This is a genomic window from Vibrio sp. PID17_43 (genome assembly GCF_002608565.1).
In the GTDB taxonomy this organism is placed as follows: Bacteria; Pseudomonadota; Gammaproteobacteria; order Enterobacterales; family Vibrionaceae; genus Vibrio.
Genome location: NZ_LIXM01000017.1, coordinates 1 through 16,131 on the forward strand (window position 1 = coordinate 1; position 16,131 = coordinate 16,131).

A 16,131-nucleotide genomic window follows, 5' to 3' on the forward strand; every position below is an offset into this window, starting at 1 on the left:
GAGCAGCACCGCCGTATACTTTTGCAAGTGTAGTACAGATAGCTGCAGTTAGAGTTGTTTTACCGTGGTCAACGTGGCCGATAGTACCAACGTTTACGTGCGGTTTTACGCGTTCAAATTTTTCTTTAGACACAATCGTGTTCCTTCCTAGTTATGATTCGCTGGGATCATTATTGATCTCAACGCGCCAGAAATTGTTATTTTATGCGCCAACGCTCGTTAGCGCAATATTTGGACGGCCTGATCACGCAAAAAGTCTTAAACTTTTTGTGGACCAATCGTCAAATTAGTAACCACGTTCAGCCATGATTGCTTCAGCAAATGTTTTCGGCACTTCAGCATACTCATGGAACTCCATAGAGTAAGACGCGCGGCCTTGAGTTGCTGAACGTAGATCAGTTGCATAACCAAACATTTCAGAAAGTGGTACTTGAGCACGGATGATCTTAAGACCGGCCACGCCCTCGTCCATACCTTCGATCATGCCGCGGCGACGGTTAAGGTCACCAACCACATCACCCATCCAATCTTCAGGAGTGGTTACTTCAACTTTCATCATTGGTTCAAGAATCACTGGGTTTGCTTCAAGAGCACCTTTTCTAAAGGCCATTGAGCCAGCAATCTTAAATGCCATTTCGCTTGAATCAACATCGTGGTAAGAACCATCGAACAGCGTTGCTTTAATATCTAGTACTGGGTAACCCGCTAGAACACCACTGTTCATTTGCTCTTCGATACCTTTCGCTACCGAGCTAATGTACTCTTTAGGAACCGCACCACCCACGATCTCGTCAACAAAGACAAAACCTTCACCCAATTCAGAAGGCTCAAGTTTGATCCATACGTGACCGTACTGACCGCGACCGCCAGATTGACGAACGAACTTGCCTTCCACTTCCGCAGTACCACGAATGGTTTCACGGTAAGCAACTTGAGGTTTACCAACGTTACAATCAACGCTGAATTCACGCTTCATACGGTCAACGATGATATCTAGGTGAAGCTCACCCATACCAGAAATCAGGGTTTGACCTGTTTCGTCGTCCGTTTCCACGCGGAAAGATGGATCTTCTGCCGCTAGTTTACCTAGAGCAACACCCATCTTATCTTGATCAGCCTTTGAGCGAGGTTCTACTGCGATCTGAATAACGGGTTCTGGGAACTCCATACGCTCTAGAATCACTTTGTGGTTCTGGTCACATAGGGTGTCACCCGTCGTTACGTCTTTCAGACCGATTGCAGCGGCGATATCACCCGCACGGATTTCTTTCACCTCATCACGCTTGTTAGCATGCATTTGTACAATACGGCCAAAGCGTTCACGCTTCTCTTTTACAGAGTTATAAACAGAGTCGCCCGTGTTTACAACGCCAGAGTAAACGCGCATGAAAGTTAGTGTGCCTACGAACGGGTCGGTTGCGATCTTAAACGCTAGCGCAGAAAACGGTTCGTTGTCGTCAGCATGACGCTCAACTTCATTTTCATTCTCGTCGATACCTTTAATTGCAGGTACATCAACTGGCGATGGTAAGTATTCGATTACAGCGTCTAGTACTGCTTGTACACCTTTGTTCTTAAACGCACTACCACAAGTTGCTAGTACGATTTCATTATTTAGTGTACGTGCACGCAGAGCTTGTTTGATTTCAACCTCTGTTAGCTCACCTTCTTCAAGGTACTTATCCATTAGCTCTTCACTAGCTTCCGCTGCTGCTTCAACTAGGTTGTTGCGCCATTCTTCAGCAAGTTCTTGCATGTCAGCTGGAATGTCTTCGTAAGTAAAAGACATGCCTTGATCGGCTTCGTTCCAGTTGACCATTTTCATCTTGATAAGGTCGATAACACCTTGGAATTCTTCTTCTGCACCAACGTTAAGTTGGATTGGAACAGGATTCGCACCAAGACGGGTCTTAATTTGGTCCACAACGCGTAGGAAGTCAGCACCAGTACGGTCCATCTTATTCACAAATACCAAACGAGGAACGTGGTATTTGTCAGCTTGACGCCATACTGTTTCAGACTGAGGTTCAACACCTGATGAGCCACAGAACACAACCACTGCACCATCAAGTACACGAAGAGAACGCTCTACTTCGATTGTGAAGTCAACGTGTCCAGGAGTATCAATGATGTTTACGCGGTGATCTTGGAATTGTGCTTCCATACCACGCCAGAAAGTAGTAGTCGCAGCTGAAGTGATAGTGATACCACGTTCTTGCTCCTGCTCCATCCAGTCCATGGTTGCAGCACCGTCGTGAACTTCACCGATTTTATGAGAAAGACCAGTGTAGAACAGAATACGTTCAGTGGTAGTTGTTTTACCTGCATCAACGTGAGCACAGATACCGATATTACGGTAGCGCTCAATAGGAGTTTTGCGAGCCACGGTTGAATCCTCTTATACTTAGAGACTTAGGGACTATTGCTATGTCGAGAAAGCTATCCCCTAGATATAGCAATAGTTCCTAGCATGCGCATAGGAACTAAAGAAGTGCTGCAAGGAACCTTGCAGCACTGAAAAGGTATTACCAACGGTAATGTGCGAACGCTTTGTTTGCGTCAGCCATGCGGTGAACGTCTTCACGTTTCTTAACCGCAGTACCTTTGTTCTCAGACGCGTCTAGCATTTCAGCAGCTAGGCGTTGAGCCATAGATTTTTCACCACGCTTACGCGCAGCTTCAACCAACCAACGCATAGCAAGTGCGTTACGGCGAACCGGACGTACTTCTACAGGAACTTGGTAAGTTGAACCACCTACACGGCGAGATTTAACTTCTACCGCTGGGCGAACATTTTCAAGAGCTTCTTCAAATACAGCTAAGTGATCTTTACCAGATTTCTCAGCCATAGCATCTAGTGCAGTGTAAACGATTTTTTCTGCAGTAGATTTTTTACCGTCAACCATTAGGATGTTAACGAATTTTGCCAGCAGTTCAGATTTGAACTTTGGATCTGGAAGGATCTTACGCTGACCAATGACGCGACGACGTGGCATGGAATTTCTCCGTTGTCTTATTCTTCAGGTTATCCAAAACTTTGCAGTTTCTTCAAAAAATTAAAATTTAATTTTAGTGTTTGGCCTTACTTAACGCTTCTTTACAGAAAGAAGGGCATTAAGACTTAGGACGCTTCACACCGTACTTAGAACGACCTTGTTTACGGTCGTTAACGCCAGCACAGTCAAGTGCACCGCGAACAGTGTGGTAACGTACACCCGGAAGGTCTTTTACACGACCGCCACGGATTAGTACAACACTGTGCTCTTGAAGGTTGTGACCTTCACCGCCGATGTACGATGTTACTTCGAAGCCGTTTGTCAGACGTACACGACAAACTTTACGAAGTGCTGAGTTAGGTTTTTTAGGTGTAGTAGTGTAAACACGAGTACATACACCACGTTTTTGTGGGCACGCTTCTAGTGCAGGCACGTTGCTTTTAACAACTTGCTTTGCACGTGGCTTACGTACCAACTGGTTAATAGTTGCCATTAACTAGCTCCTGATTTACTTGAAAGTAAGCTTTGTGAAAAATCTAGCCCTAAAACCATTGGGTAGTTAGGGACGCAAAATTCTATGCAGCAGTGAGATGTGTGTCAAGAAATATACGGATCTTTTTTGTTCAATTGGGGCAATTTATCCGTAAAGTATTATCGACAGGAAAATAGGGTTAATCCCAAGTAAGCGATTTTTCTTGTTTTACCGTCAATTCAACAAAGCCTTCGTAGCTTATTAACCTGACAGAATGACTAATACGATTCGCCATTCCTCGTGCGTCAATATCACTTTGCAAAGCAAATACCGATGGGCCTTTTACTTTGCTGAAAGCATTATGCTGGGGGTTGGCTGCGTATACCGCATCTTCAATGAGCAGGACATCATCTTGCTCACTATACAGTGCCATTGCATCGTCTAATGCAGCGACGGATTTGATGATATGTAACATGGCTTCCTCAGAATGACAGTAACTTGCCAGCTTGTTGAAGTTTGTCTTTAAGCTGCTCGGCATTTAATGCTTTGGCTTCAATGACCAAGTCAGCTTGAGCTAAACCTCGCTTTGCGAGCGAATCTGAACATACGAAAACTTGTTCAATATCGTATAAATCAAATAATTTGAGCATTGGTGCATAGTCTTTACTGAGTATAGCACTGGGATCCTGCCCAAGCAGTAACTGGTAAACACCATCGCCAACAAATAGTACAGTGATGTCTTCACAGTATGCGGATGCTGCAAGCAATGCATCAATACCCTCACGTCCAGAAGCACTGCCATGAGGGGCCTGACGAAATAGATAGGTTAACTGACTCAAAACTGCACCACTCTGTCTTGGGTTAACATGGCTTCAGCTAAGCTCCCTAATCCAGCCTGCTCGAACGCATCCGATAAGTTGTGTTGCACAAGACTATGCTGATTTGCTTCACCTTCACTGATGATGCCACGGCGCAATGCCGCCGCAACACAAGTTTCAAGGCGAACGTTATGTTCCTTCGCCAAAGTTTGCCAAGCTTTGCTCAGATCAAACTCATCGTTGGCTGGTACACTCAATGCTGTACCATTGGTAACACCGTCTTGGTAAAAGAACACGCTGACTAATGAGTGCCCTTGCTTAATTACCGCTTGAGCGAATTGATAAGCACTGCGTGCCGATTGACGACCATAAACAGGCCCGTTGACCACCAGCGTGTAAGTTAATCCATTCACGCTTATTCGTCCTCGGTCTTACGCTGACGAATGTAGAGGTAAACCGTGTGCTTAGAGATATTCAGGCGATCTGCGACACGGTTGATGGCGTCTTTAATATCGAAGATACCTTTGTCGTAAAGCTCCATCACGATCTGACGGTTTTTGGTGTTATTTGATACCGATTTGTCTGCGTTAATCTCTTCAATGGTGCGCTCAACCGTTTGGTCAACCAGCTCTTCTACATCACTTGCAAAGTTTACCGATGACGCCGCTTCTTTCGCTTCTTGTGTTGGCATAAAGGATTGCAACACTTGAGAGAAAGGAGCGTCGAGGTTGACGTTGATACAAAGCAGGCCAATCACGCGGTTCTCACCGTTACGAATGGCAACCGTAATCGACTTCATCAATACGCCGCCTTTGGCTCGAGTGAAGTACGAACGAGAAAAGTTGCGCTCAGAGCCTTCAATATCTTTAAGCATTTTTAGCGCCAAGTCGGTGATAGGCGAACCGACCTGACGGCCCGTATTTTCACCATTGGCGATTTTAATTGCAGAGGTATTGAGGTCTTCCAGAGAGTGAAGAACGATTTCACAAAATGGGCCGATCAGACTGGCGATACCATCGACGACGGCTTCATAAGATCTCAAGATGATTTTATCATGCTCAGAAAATGGCATCACGTTGACAGATTCCATTTCGAGCAACATCTCCGCATTTATTGTTTCTGTAGTGGTCATAAGTCTTCGAGCGAAAAATCAACAAATTGGTGTAAGTTTATCAGAAATTTTGAAACACAGCCTAGCAAACTCACTAACTAGTGACCTAGAACAAAAAAGGCCCATAAAAAGGACCTTTTTTCATTAGGTTAGCGCAGCAAGAGCTTATTGAGCTTCATTGCCATTCTCAACGTTTAGCAGTTCCACTTCGAATACCAGCGTTGAGTTAGCTGGGATGCTTGCTGTGTCTTGATCACCGTATGCTAGCTCTGGCGGGATAACGAATTTGAACTTAGAACCTACAGGCATTAACTGAACACCTTCAGTCCAACCAGGGATTACGCGATTTAGTGGGAACGTTGCTGGTTCGCCACGATCGTAAGAGCTGTCAAACTGAGTACCATCAATTAGAGTACCTTTGTAATGCACTTGAACGGTATCTGTGTCTTTTGGCTTTTCACCTTCAGCTGGCGTGATGACTTCATAAAGTAAACCAGAGTCCGTCTTCACGACGCCTTCTTGCTTTGCAAATTCAGCACGGAAGTCATCGCCCGCTTTCTTCGCTTCAGCCGCTTGCTCTGCCGCTTGCTTTTGCATGGTTTCCGCTACACGCTCGTCGAGAGACTCTAAAGCCGCACGAGTTTCCTCTTCGTTCATAGCAGCGTTACCATTAAATACATCTTCGATACCTTTAAGAACTAGGTCTTTGTTTAGGTTGATACCGATTTCGCTTGGTTTTTCGATGCTAGCGCTTAGGTAGTTAGCAAATGAAACGCCAATCGCATACGCTGCTTTGTCATCGTCGGTTTTAAAGTGAACCGCTTTACCGGTTTCTGCTTGAACTTGCTCAGCTTGAGGAGCTGCTTCTGGTTTTGTTTCTTCTTTTTGACAACCTACCGCGAGCATTACTGTTGCGGCAAGTAGCGACACTTTTAAAACTGATTTCATTGAATTCTCCAAATAATGGCGACGCCATTGGTTGTTGTGCACAAATCTTCTATTGAGACTAGTGAAGACAATATATATATCAATATACTAGCTATATGTCTTAAGACACAAACTGGATTATTAGATGTGATGCAAAGAATTTCTCATTTATTCCTATATTTAGTTGTAATCACTACGTTAAATGGATGCTTTTTTACCGATCATGATGTTCAACGATGGCCTCTCGAGCTTCAAGGTTCCACCAGCTTTGCGCTCAGTCGAGATGGCCGGTTTGCCTTATTGTATTCCACAGAGCACCACTTGATGCTTTGGGATTTGGAACAGAATAAGCAACTCGCTAAGCTGGGAGAACTTGATCAAGATGCGAATGTGGTTTCCCACATTCGCATTTCCGACAACGGGCGCTATGCCGTGACCGCAAGTCAAATGAACTTCGCGGTGTGGGATCTCGGATGGACGCAAGCTGAGGGGCTATGGTCTATCTCAGACGCTCTGATCCGCGATGTCGATATCACCAGTAACGGTGAAGAAGTACTACTTGGACTTTCCAATGGTAAAGCGATTCACGTCAACTTAGTCACCGGCCGTCGGATGGAGTTTCTTGCCCATAGAGAAAAAGTCAATTCCGTGGCAATTTCGCCAAATGGCAAGTTTGCACTGACGGGTGGGAATGACTATAACGCGTATTTATGGGACACCGAAACGGGCCTGGCATTACGCACCTTTGAACATGATCAGCGAGTGGTCAGGGTTGCACTTCAACGTGATGGTAAATTAGCGATGACATCAGACGGTGGCAACCAAGCCATAATCTGGGATTTAGAAACCGGAGAAGAAGTCACCCAGCTAAGTAGTTGGTCGCGTCAGCTGATTTTTTCCACCGCGCGATTCTCCGATGACGGCAGCTTGCTGGTGACAGGCACTCCTTCTGGCCGCGTGATGGTCTGGGATACTCAAACGGGTAAACGCATAGACAGATTTGAAGTCGAGCCGAAAAAAGATACTCGCCCTCCTCGCGCGGTCGTGTATGATGCAGCTTTTGATTCTAAGCAACGTGTAATTACTGCCACTTCTGCGGGTATTGCCCAAGCTTGGCAGCGAGAGAACGGATCATGACAGAAAAAATCATTCAGCAATTGGAAGCGCGCATTAATGACCTAGAGTGTCAGGTCGCATTCCAAGAACAGACTATTGAAGATCTGAACAGCGCATTATCACAGCAGCAACTGCAGCTCACTAAAATGCAAGATCAGATGAAATACGTGGTAGGTAAAGTGAAAAATATGGACTCGTCGAACATGGCCGATCCCGCGAAAGAGCCGCCACCGCCGCATTACTAAATGAATGCGTGAAAGAGAAAACAAAGCCCAGAATTGCCTTCTGGGCTTTGTCATTTTTACCCAGTAAGAAGATTACTCTTCAGCGTAGATCTTAACGCTCAATTCTCCTTGGGTATTGATCCCTGCTCTGTACATACCTGAGCTGTTCATCGCGAAGTGCAACTCTCCTTGCGCATCAATCGCGATTAAGCCACCTTCGCCGCCCATCGCTTTTAGTTCACCTTGAATAATGTGCTCACTGGCGGTGTGTACGTCTTCTTTGAGGTAACGCATACGCGCAGCGACATCTTCCGCTACGCGCTTACGGATAAAAAATTCGCCAACACCGGTAGTGGAAACAGCGACCACACCATTTTCTGCGACGGTCCCACAGCCAATCAATGCGGAATCGCCCACTCGGCCGTATTTTTTGTTAGTCACGCCGCCGGTGCTGGTCGCTGCAGCCAAATTACCATGCTGATCCAAAGCGACCGCTCCCACAGTACCGTGCTTATGATCATCGGGGTAACGTGATTCAGACAACGCAAACAACCCTTTTTCACGCATCGACAACAGTTGCTCATAACGATGGTCAGTAAAGAAGTAGTCTTGCTCGGTGTATTGATGGCCTTGTTCGAAAGCGAACTTCTCGGCCCCTTCGCCCACAAGCAAAACATGATTACTTTTTTGCATCACATCACGAGCGAGCTCTATCGGGTTCTTAATGTGCCTGACTCCTGCAACAGCACCCGCGGCTTGATTTCTGCCATCCATCACGGAGGCATCCATCTCAACCATTTCATTATGTGTTAGCACAGAGCCCTTGCCAGCGTTAAAGTTAGGGGAGTCTTCCAGCGCTTTGACGGCAGCGATGACAGCATCAAGTGCTTCACCACCCCTATCGAGAATTTGGTGTCCTGCTTTTACCGCCGCCGCTAAATCCGCCAAGATCGATTGTTTTAGCTGTGCACTCATCTGCTCTCGCAAAATCGTGCCCGCGCCACCATGAATGGCGATAGAAAATGGTTTACTCATCACGTTGCCCAACTGTCACTCGGTTCTTTGATCACACCTCAGATAAACAAAAAGCGCAAGTTGAAACCTCAACTTGCGCTTTTCAATTTTGAATCTAGATAACGTTATCTAGTCAGAGCGTGCGATTAGTGAGAACCGCAACTGCCGCCGCCACAACATTCGTGATCGTCGCCTTTCTCTTCGCCACCACAGCAGCCGCCTTCGTGATCGTGATCGTGGTCGTGGCCACCGCAACAACCGCCACCTTGATGGATATGACCGTGTTCGATCTCTTCTGCTGTTGCTTCACGTACCGCGACAACTTCAACTTCAAACGTTAGTGTTTGACCAGCAAGCATGTGGTTACCATCAACAACCACTTCGTCACCGTCAACTTCGGTTACTTCTACAGGGATTGGACCTTGGTCAGTATCCGCTAGGAAGCGCATGCCCACTTCGATTTGGTCAACACCCTGGAAAACTTCAGCAGGAACGCGTTGAACTAGTGCGTCGTCATGCTCGCCGTATGCGTCTTCAGGAGTTACTGTTGCAGTGAACTTGTCGCCTGCTACTTTGCCTTCTAGTTCGTTCTCAAGACCTGTGATCAGGTTGTTGTGACCGTGAAGGTAATCAAGAGGCGCGTCAACCGTTGACTCATCGACAACTACACCTTCTTCAAGCATTACTTTGTACGCAAGGCTTACGACTACGTTCTTTTCAATTTTCATACTAACTCCAGAGAGATTAAACGACTTAACCAGCTCAGGTTAAGTAAACATGGATGACGATATTATGGGGATCAATCAGCGAACTTCAATTACTCAGGCTTAAAAATACCGATCATTTCCTGTTCAGAGTGTTTATTTTTCTCTACAGATTGTGGTTTACGTTGCTCAGTAAAATCACAATCTACACACTCGACCAATTCAATATTGTGCTCAATCCACCAGCGCAATGTATCTTGCTGGCTGCACTGCGGACAACTTGCTCCCGCAATAAAACGCTTTTTCGCTTTCACTTTCTATCCTTATTTCAGAGTGTTAGCCATGAGTACTACTTCCAATGATTGGGAGACTGATGATCGCTTTCCATTTCACGACCAAAAATTTCTTCTAATTCTTTACGTGCTTCTTTCGACCTTTGCGCCAATTCCTTATCCTCATTGTGCTGAGGTAATAAGTCCTTGAGCATAGCATTATCGAGTTTACGAAAATGTGCCTCTGCTCGCTTTGCCTGATAAGGATGCATCCCAAGCTCGACAAGTGCCTGACGGCCTAGATCTAATGCGCCTAAAAACATTTCACGTGAGTAATTTTCCACGCCATGGCTCATCAACTGATACGCTTCTACACGACTACGCGCCCGCGCCAGAAGTTTAAGGTTGGGAAAATGGTCTCGACAAATATCAACAATCGCCATCACTTCATCCGGTGAGTCAGTACAAATCACCAACGCTTCTGCTTTATCGGCTCCGGCTGCACGCAGTAGATCAATATGTGTCGCGTCACCATAAAACACTTTGTAGCCGTACTTTCTCAGTAGATGAATCTGACTCGCATCACTTTCCAAAACCGTTACTTTAATCTTATTGGCATACATCAATCGACCAACAATCTGACCAAAGCGACCAAAACCAGCAATGATGACACGCGGACGACGATCCACGACTCCACTTTGTACACTTTGCTCTTCTTCTTGATTGAGCGTGTGCGCAAACCATCGCTTCTGCCCCATCAACAACAATGGCGTTGTCACCATCGACAAACTCACCACCACCAACAAAAACGCCACCTGTTCTTTGGTCAAAATGCCTTCTTGGCTCGCCGCTGTAAAAATGACGAAAGCAAATTCCCCACCCTGACTCAATATGGCCGACATACGACTGCGGGCTTTAGCGCGAATCCGAGCCATGCGTGACAAGAGGTAGAGCACCAATCCTTTGACCATCACCAAAGCCACCACCGCACTTAAAATAGCGATCGGTTGCAAAGCCAGTAAGCCTAAGTTGACCGCCATACCGACGGCAATAAAGAACAACCCAAGTAACAAACCTTTGAACGGTTCAATCGCGATTTCCAATTCGTGGCGATATTCACTCTCGGCAAGCAGTACACCCGCCAAAAAAGTACCTAGCGCCATCGACAAGCCCAGTTTTTGCATCGTGACTGAAATACCCAGCACCACTAACAACGCCGCTACCGTAAACAGTTCCCGCACACCGCTCATGACCACAAAACGGAATAAAGGGCGCAGTAAAAAGTGGCCGCCAACCAACAAGCCAATTACACTGCCAATCACCCAAAAGGCGTCTAACCAGTCGCCACTCGATTGCCCACCAGAAAGCAACGGTAACATCGCCAACATAGGGATCACCGCAATGTCTTGAAATAACAACACCGCAAAGCCAGACTGACCGGTTTCAGTGCCCGTCAGACCTTGTTCTTGAATCACGCGAAGCGCAATTGCGGTAGAAGAGAGCGCCAATCCCATTCCAATCACTACGCTGACTTGTATACTTACGCCAAATAGACTGACAAGACTGGCGATCACCCCTGACGTAACAATGACTTGGGCTCCACCTAGCCCTAAAATCGGTCCGCGCATTTGCCAGAGTTTCTTCGGATTAAGCTCTAATCCAATTAAGAACAACAGCAAGACCACACCCAACTCGGCGAAATGCAAAATAGCATCCACATCGCGAATTAAACCAAACCCCCAAGGCCCGATCATGACTCCCGCAATAAGGTAACCAAGTACCGACCCTAGCCCTAAACGCTGGGCAATAGGTACGGCAATCACTGCTGCCGATAGGAAGATCACGCTGCTTTGTAAAAACTCACTGGTCATCGCCATGCGCACCTCCTTGTGAGCCGATAAACGCTTGCAACGGATTCATCAACCATTGGCGGTATTGCTCTGCATGTTGGTAGCGTTCAATATCGGATACATTGCGCGACCAATAAAGCACCATTGGTTCCATCCAGTGCATCTGACATAACGCGGCAGTTAACTCAAAAGGCTGTAATATCTGTGCCAACGGGTATTTGTTGTACCCCAGAGAACTGAAAGCCTCTTCTTTACCTCCTGTGGTGATGACACTGCGCCAGTATTTCCCCTCAAGTGCGCAGCCATCACCAAATGCGAACCCTTTACCCAATACACGATCCAACCATTCTTTCAATAATGCAGGGCAGGAGTACATATAGAGTGGATGATGGAAAACGATCACATCATGCTCCATCAACAAGGTGTGTTCGTAATTCACATCAATAAAAAAATCAGGATATGCAGCATAAATATCGTGCACCGTAACATGACCAAGTGATTGAATTTTTTTTATCATCACTTGATTGGCTATGGAATTTTGTGGCTCCGGATGAGCGTAAATCACCAGAACCTTTGGTTGTGATGATTTCGGTGTCGATGGTTCAGCAGCCAAATAGTCGTCCTTGCATTGAATTATTAGGGAAAATAATCGTTATCAGTTTGTTATACTTTTTTGTCCTGCACAATGCAATTCATGACCAATAATCGACATTTCTGCCCAATACCCCTACTATTCACCGCGAGACCAATGACTAAGATGCGCTCACCGCGCGAAACGAAGTAGAACTCTATGATTACCTTCTCTGATATCCAGTTACTGCGTGGCGGCAAACCATTGCTTGAGCAAGCCTCTGCGACCATACAACCAGGCGATAAAGTTGGCCTCGTGGGCAAAAATGGCTGCGGTAAATCCACACTATTTGCCTTGCTAAAAGGTGAATTGTCGATCGATGCAGGCTCGTTCAGCCAACCGCAACATTGGGAGTTGGCTTGGGTTGCACAGGAAACCCCTGCGCTTGAACGCAGTGCGTTGGAGTACGTCATTGATGGTGACCGTGAATATCGTGGCCTAGAAGCGCAGCTGCAAAAGGCCGAAGAGGCCGATAACGGCACATTGGTTGCTGAAATCCACGGTAAGATTGAAACCATCGGTGGTTACAGTATTCGTGCGCGAGCCGCTGAACTTCTCGATGGTTTGGGTTTTAGCCAAGCGCAAATGAGTTGGAACTTAACCCAGTTCTCTGGGGGGTGGCGCATGCGCCTGAACTTGGCTCAAGCGCTGTTATGTCGCTCTGATCTATTGCTTCTCGATGAACCAACCAACCACTTAGACTTGGATGCGGTAATGTGGCTAGAACGCTGGCTGCAAAATTACCCGGGCACGCTGCTCTTGATCTCACACGACCGTGATTTTTTAGACCCTATCGTGGGTCGTATTATTCACATTGAAAACCAACAAATGAATGAGTACACCGGTAACTACTCTTCATTTGAAAACCAACGTGCACAAAAAATGATTCTGCAACAAGCCATGTTTGAGAAGCAGCAGAAGCAGATGTCACACATGCAAAGCTATATTGATCGCTTCCGCTATAAAGCATCAAAAGCACGTCAAGCACAGAGTCGTATCAAAGCCTTAGAGCGCATGGAAAAAGTGTTGCCAGCGCAGTTCGATAACCCATTTAACTTTGAGTTCCGTGAGCCAGCTGCCCTGCCGAACCCAATAATGATGATGGACGAGGTCTCCGCAGGTTACGGCGATAACCTGATCTTAGAGAAGATTCGCTTGAACCTTGTTCCTGGCAGTCGCATCGGCCTACTTGGCCGCAATGGTGCGGGTAAATCAACCCTAATCAAACTGCTTTCTGGCGAATTAAAGACACAAGGTGGCGATCTGACTTATTCACAAGGCGTGAAGATTGGTTACTTTGCTCAGCATCAGTTAGAAACGCTGCACCCAGAAGAAACGCCGCTGCAACACATGATGCAGATTGCACCTGATAAAAATGAACTGGAGCTACGTAACTATTTGGGTAGCTTTGGGTTCCAAGGTGATAAAGCACTAGAGAAAGTGGCCCCCTTCTCTGGCGGTGAAAAAGCCCGTTTAGTACTGGCGTTGATCGTGTGGCAAAAACCAAACCTATTACTACTCGACGAACCAACCAACCACTTAGATCTGGACATGCGCCAAGCTCTGACCATGGCGCTACAAACCTTTGAAGGTGCCATGGTGATCGTTTCGCATGACCGCTACTTATTACGCGCGACCACCGATGATCTTTACCTTGTCCACGATCGCCAAGTCGCCCCTTTCGATGGTGACCTGAACGATTACTACAAGTGGCTGACAGAACAGCAGAAAGCTGAGCGTAAAGAAGCGCAAGCAGCACAACCTGCGAAAGACAACGTGAATAGCGCGGCGGCGAAAAAAGAGCAAAAGCGACGCGACGCTGAGTTTCGTAAACAAACAGCGCCAATTCGCAAAACGCTGACACAGTTAGAAAATAAAATGGATAAGTTAGGCGAAGCTCTGGCAAACGCAGAAGAGCAATTGGCAGATAACTCTCTGTATGAAGCCGAAAATAAGGCTAAACTTAACCAAGTGTTAGCACTTCAAGCCTCGAGCAAAGCCGAACTTGAAGAAGCCGAGATGGAATGGATGACTGCTCAAGAAACACTAGAGCAGATGGAGCTAGAGTTTAATCAATGACAACCAAGCACGCAGAATACACACTAACCCTAGAACACCTTTGGCACTTCAGTCTGCAATTTTATGGTGTGCGAGAAGTGAAAGAAGCGTGCTTGTCATTGCAAAACAACTATCACGGTAATGTGAATCTACTGCTGCTGCTCAGATGGCTCGATGAGCAGCAGGTCATCTTCCTGGAGCAAGATTGGCCGCAAGTGCAAAACTGCCTAGGCCGCAGCGAAGCCATGCTCCACTCTTTTCGCGAACTACGTCGCCACCTTAAGTCTCAAGTTAACGATGCCCTGTACCGCGAAGCCCTACAGTTCGAACTGCAACTCGAAAAACAGCAACAATCGGATCTGGTTGATTGCATTAACTCTCTAAAACTCATCAAAAATGACGGTGAACCACTGACTCAAAGATACTGTCGTCAGCTTGGCGGTGAGCACCTCCAACATGCGTTCTCAGCTCCAGTACCGAACATTCAGCATCCATAACTCAGTAAAATATCTATACTAAAGCTATAAAGGATTATATTAATAAGTCTTTCAGCAAACTCTGAAAGTACACGGAAGAGCAGTTAGGTATGACACAATTTTTTGCAGCCGCCGGGATCAAGAACCCGCACCTCCAAACCCTGTTACCACGATTTATTCGTAAAAAAGCACTGTTTACGCCTGTTTGGCAAACCTTAGATACCCCTGATGGGGATTTTCTGGATTTAGCTTGGTCTGAAGCAAACCATCATGCCAATAACAAACCCATCTTCGTCCTCTTTCATGGTCTTGAGGGCTGCTTTTACAGTCCTTACGCCAATGGCTTGATGCATGCTTTCTCACAGTCCGGATGGCTATCGGTGATGATGCACTTTCGCGGTTGCAGCGGCAAACCGAACAAGAAAGCCCGAGCCTATCACTCTGGTGAGGTCACTGACGCGCGTCACTTCCTCGAGTATCTTAACCAACGGTTTCCTAATAACCCTAAAGTCGCGGTCGGTATCTCTCTTGGTGGCAATATGTTAGCAAACTACTTGGCGCAGTATAAAGGCGACCCTATTTTGAGTGCCGCGGCCATTGTGTCTGCGCCACTGGACTTGGCTGCGTGCGCCAATCGTATTGAGCAAGGCTTCTCTAAGGTCTACAAACGCTACTTGCTTTCATCACTTAAGCGTAATGCGCTGCAAAAGCACGACTTGATCCATGGAGAACTGGCCCTCTCTTATCGTTCGATCAAACGCGTGACTCGCTTATATGAGTTTGATGATCTGATCACCGCACCATTACATGGGTTCAGAGACGCACAGGACTACTATGAGCAATGTTCGGGATTAAGCAAGCTTCAGCAGATCGCTTTACCGACACTGATCATTCATGCCAAAGACGATCCGTTCATGACCGATGCGGTGATCCCTAAGTTTGTTCTGCCCGATAACATTGATTACCGCCTGTATGAGCACGGTGGTCACGTAGGCTTTCTCACTGGCACAGCATTAAAACCTAAATTCTGGCTTGAAGAAGTGCTGCCCGCCTATTATGAGAGTATCGCGGCGAATCATCTTTCTTCTGTATCCGCACAGCAAACTCTGTAAACTAACCATTCGTCATAAACGTTTGAGGTATTTATGATCATTCCTTGGCAAGACATTGCGCCAGAAACGCTAGAAAACTTGATCCGTGAGTTTGTGCTACGAGAAGGCACTGACTACGGCACGGTAGAAATTTCCCTGCAAGACAAAATCGATCAAGTTAAATCACAGCTGGAGAAAGGAGAGGCGGTCATCGTGTTTTCTGAACTGCATGAAACCGTTGATATTCAGTTAAAACAAAAATTTTAATTGCCGCACATTTTACCGTATTTCACTCCATGACAAGCGCTTGTTACATGCTATAGTGGATTATCAACCGTGCAGCGCCACTTCGCTGCACATTGCCAACGAAT

Annotated in this window: 20 protein-coding genes; 6 read left to right on the forward strand and 14 right to left on the reverse strand. The window is 46.5% G+C overall.

What is annotated here, in order from left to right; translation table 11 throughout:
* The 9 genes from AK965_RS12975 to fkpA all read right to left on the reverse strand — a co-directional run.
* On the reverse strand, positions 1–133 hold a 133-nt coding region (locus AK965_RS12975; RefSeq protein ID WP_249263060.1), incomplete at its 3' end, for a GTP-binding protein.
* 153 nt (positions 134–286) lie between these two features.
* Entirely contained in the window at positions 287–2,386 is a 2,100-nt protein-coding gene (gene fusA / locus AK965_RS12980; protein WP_099080011.1) for an elongation factor G, read from the reverse strand.
* Between the two features lie 139 nt (positions 2,387–2,525).
* Positions 2,526–2,996, reverse strand: a complete 471-nt coding sequence (rpsG, locus tag AK965_RS12985; RefSeq protein WP_004415829.1) for a 30S ribosomal protein S7 — start codon at positions 2,994–2,996, stop codon at positions 2,526–2,528.
* A 118-nt stretch (positions 2,997–3,114) separates the two neighbouring features.
* Positions 3,115–3,489 carry a 30S ribosomal protein S12 gene (gene rpsL / locus AK965_RS12990; protein ID WP_004399892.1) on the reverse strand — a complete coding sequence of 125 codons (375 nt, stop codon included), beginning with the start codon at positions 3,487–3,489 and terminating at the stop codon, positions 3,115–3,117.
* A 178-nt stretch (positions 3,490–3,667) separates the two neighbouring features.
* Positions 3,668–3,943, reverse strand: coding sequence for a sulfurtransferase complex subunit TusB (gene tusB, locus AK965_RS12995; protein WP_099080012.1), 276 nt, complete (start codon positions 3,941–3,943; stop codon positions 3,668–3,670).
* Between the two features lie 7 nt (positions 3,944–3,950).
* Positions 3,951–4,307 (reverse strand): sulfurtransferase complex subunit TusC, encoded by a 357-nt coding sequence (tusC, locus tag AK965_RS13000; RefSeq protein WP_099080013.1) that lies wholly within the window; start codon positions 4,305–4,307, stop codon positions 3,951–3,953.
* Entirely contained in the window at positions 4,304–4,699 is a 396-nt protein-coding gene (gene tusD / locus AK965_RS13005) for a sulfurtransferase complex subunit TusD (RefSeq protein WP_099080014.1), read from the reverse strand. Before tusD ends, tusC begins: the two co-directional genes overlap by 4 nt.
* A gap of 2 nt (positions 4,700–4,701) precedes the next feature.
* Complete coding sequence (locus AK965_RS13010) at positions 4,702–5,418, reverse strand: transcriptional regulator (RefSeq protein WP_038871970.1); 717 nt, start codon at positions 5,416–5,418, stop codon at positions 4,702–4,704.
* A 144-nt stretch (positions 5,419–5,562) separates the two neighbouring features.
* The gene (gene fkpA, locus AK965_RS13015; RefSeq protein WP_099080015.1) at positions 5,563–6,345 is read right to left on the reverse strand and encodes an FKBP-type peptidyl-prolyl cis-trans isomerase; all 783 of its coding nucleotides are present in this window, start codon (positions 6,343–6,345) and stop codon (positions 5,563–5,565) included.
* A 129-nt stretch (positions 6,346–6,474) separates the two neighbouring features.
* Between fkpA and AK965_RS13020 the strand changes: the two genes are divergently transcribed.
* On the forward strand, positions 6,475–7,461 hold the full coding sequence (locus AK965_RS13020; RefSeq protein WP_099080099.1) for a WD40 repeat domain-containing protein: 987 nt from the start codon (positions 6,475–6,477) through the stop codon (positions 7,459–7,461).
* Complete coding sequence (locus tag AK965_RS13025) at positions 7,458–7,685, forward strand: SlyX family protein (RefSeq protein ID WP_099080016.1); 228 nt, start codon at positions 7,458–7,460, stop codon at positions 7,683–7,685. The genes AK965_RS13020 and AK965_RS13025 overlap by 4 nt, the downstream gene beginning before the upstream one ends.
* Before the next feature lie 72 nt (positions 7,686–7,757).
* Here the strand turns inward: AK965_RS13025 and AK965_RS13030 are convergent, their stop codons facing one another.
* The 5 genes from AK965_RS13030 to kefG form a co-directional block, all read right to left on the reverse strand.
* Positions 7,758–8,699, reverse strand: a complete 942-nt coding sequence (locus tag AK965_RS13030; RefSeq protein WP_099080017.1) for an isoaspartyl peptidase/L-asparaginase family protein — start codon at positions 8,697–8,699, stop codon at positions 7,758–7,760.
* A 125-nt stretch (positions 8,700–8,824) separates the two neighbouring features.
* Complete coding sequence (gene slyD / locus AK965_RS13035; protein WP_099080018.1) at positions 8,825–9,406, reverse strand: peptidylprolyl isomerase; 582 nt, start codon at positions 9,404–9,406, stop codon at positions 8,825–8,827.
* Positions 9,407–9,495: 89 nt separating this feature from the next.
* Positions 9,496–9,696, reverse strand: a complete 201-nt coding sequence (locus AK965_RS13040; RefSeq protein WP_099080019.1) for a YheV family putative zinc ribbon protein — start codon at positions 9,694–9,696, stop codon at positions 9,496–9,498.
* A gap of 35 nt (positions 9,697–9,731) precedes the next feature.
* Positions 9,732–11,531: a glutathione-regulated potassium-efflux system protein KefB gene (gene kefB, locus AK965_RS13045; RefSeq protein WP_099080020.1), complete on the reverse strand. Its 1,800-nt coding sequence runs from the start codon at positions 11,529–11,531 to the stop codon at positions 9,732–9,734.
* Complete coding sequence (kefG, locus tag AK965_RS13050) at positions 11,515–12,117, reverse strand: glutathione-regulated potassium-efflux system ancillary protein KefG (RefSeq protein WP_099080021.1); 603 nt, start codon at positions 12,115–12,117, stop codon at positions 11,515–11,517. The genes kefB and kefG overlap by 17 nt, the downstream gene beginning before the upstream one ends.
* A 177-nt stretch (positions 12,118–12,294) precedes the next feature.
* On the opposite strand from kefG, the gene AK965_RS13055 reads away from it, so the two are divergent.
* From AK965_RS13055 to AK965_RS13070, 4 genes are all read left to right on the forward strand, one after another.
* Positions 12,295–14,214, forward strand: coding sequence for an ABC transporter ATP-binding protein (locus AK965_RS13055; RefSeq protein WP_099080022.1), 1,920 nt, complete (start codon positions 12,295–12,297; stop codon positions 14,212–14,214).
* A complete protein-coding gene (locus AK965_RS13060; protein ID WP_099080023.1) occupies positions 14,211–14,690 on the forward strand; it encodes a TIGR02444 family protein in 480 nt (159 codons plus the stop codon). Before AK965_RS13055 ends, AK965_RS13060 begins: the two co-directional genes overlap by 4 nt.
* An 89-nt stretch (positions 14,691–14,779) precedes the next feature.
* A complete protein-coding gene (locus tag AK965_RS13065) occupies positions 14,780–15,781 on the forward strand; it encodes a hydrolase (RefSeq protein WP_099080024.1) in 1,002 nt (333 codons plus the stop codon).
* Between the two features lie 33 nt (positions 15,782–15,814).
* Complete coding sequence (locus tag AK965_RS13070) at positions 15,815–16,027, forward strand: YheU family protein (RefSeq protein WP_099080025.1); 213 nt, start codon at positions 15,815–15,817, stop codon at positions 16,025–16,027.
* Positions 16,028–16,131: the final 104 nt, after the last annotated feature.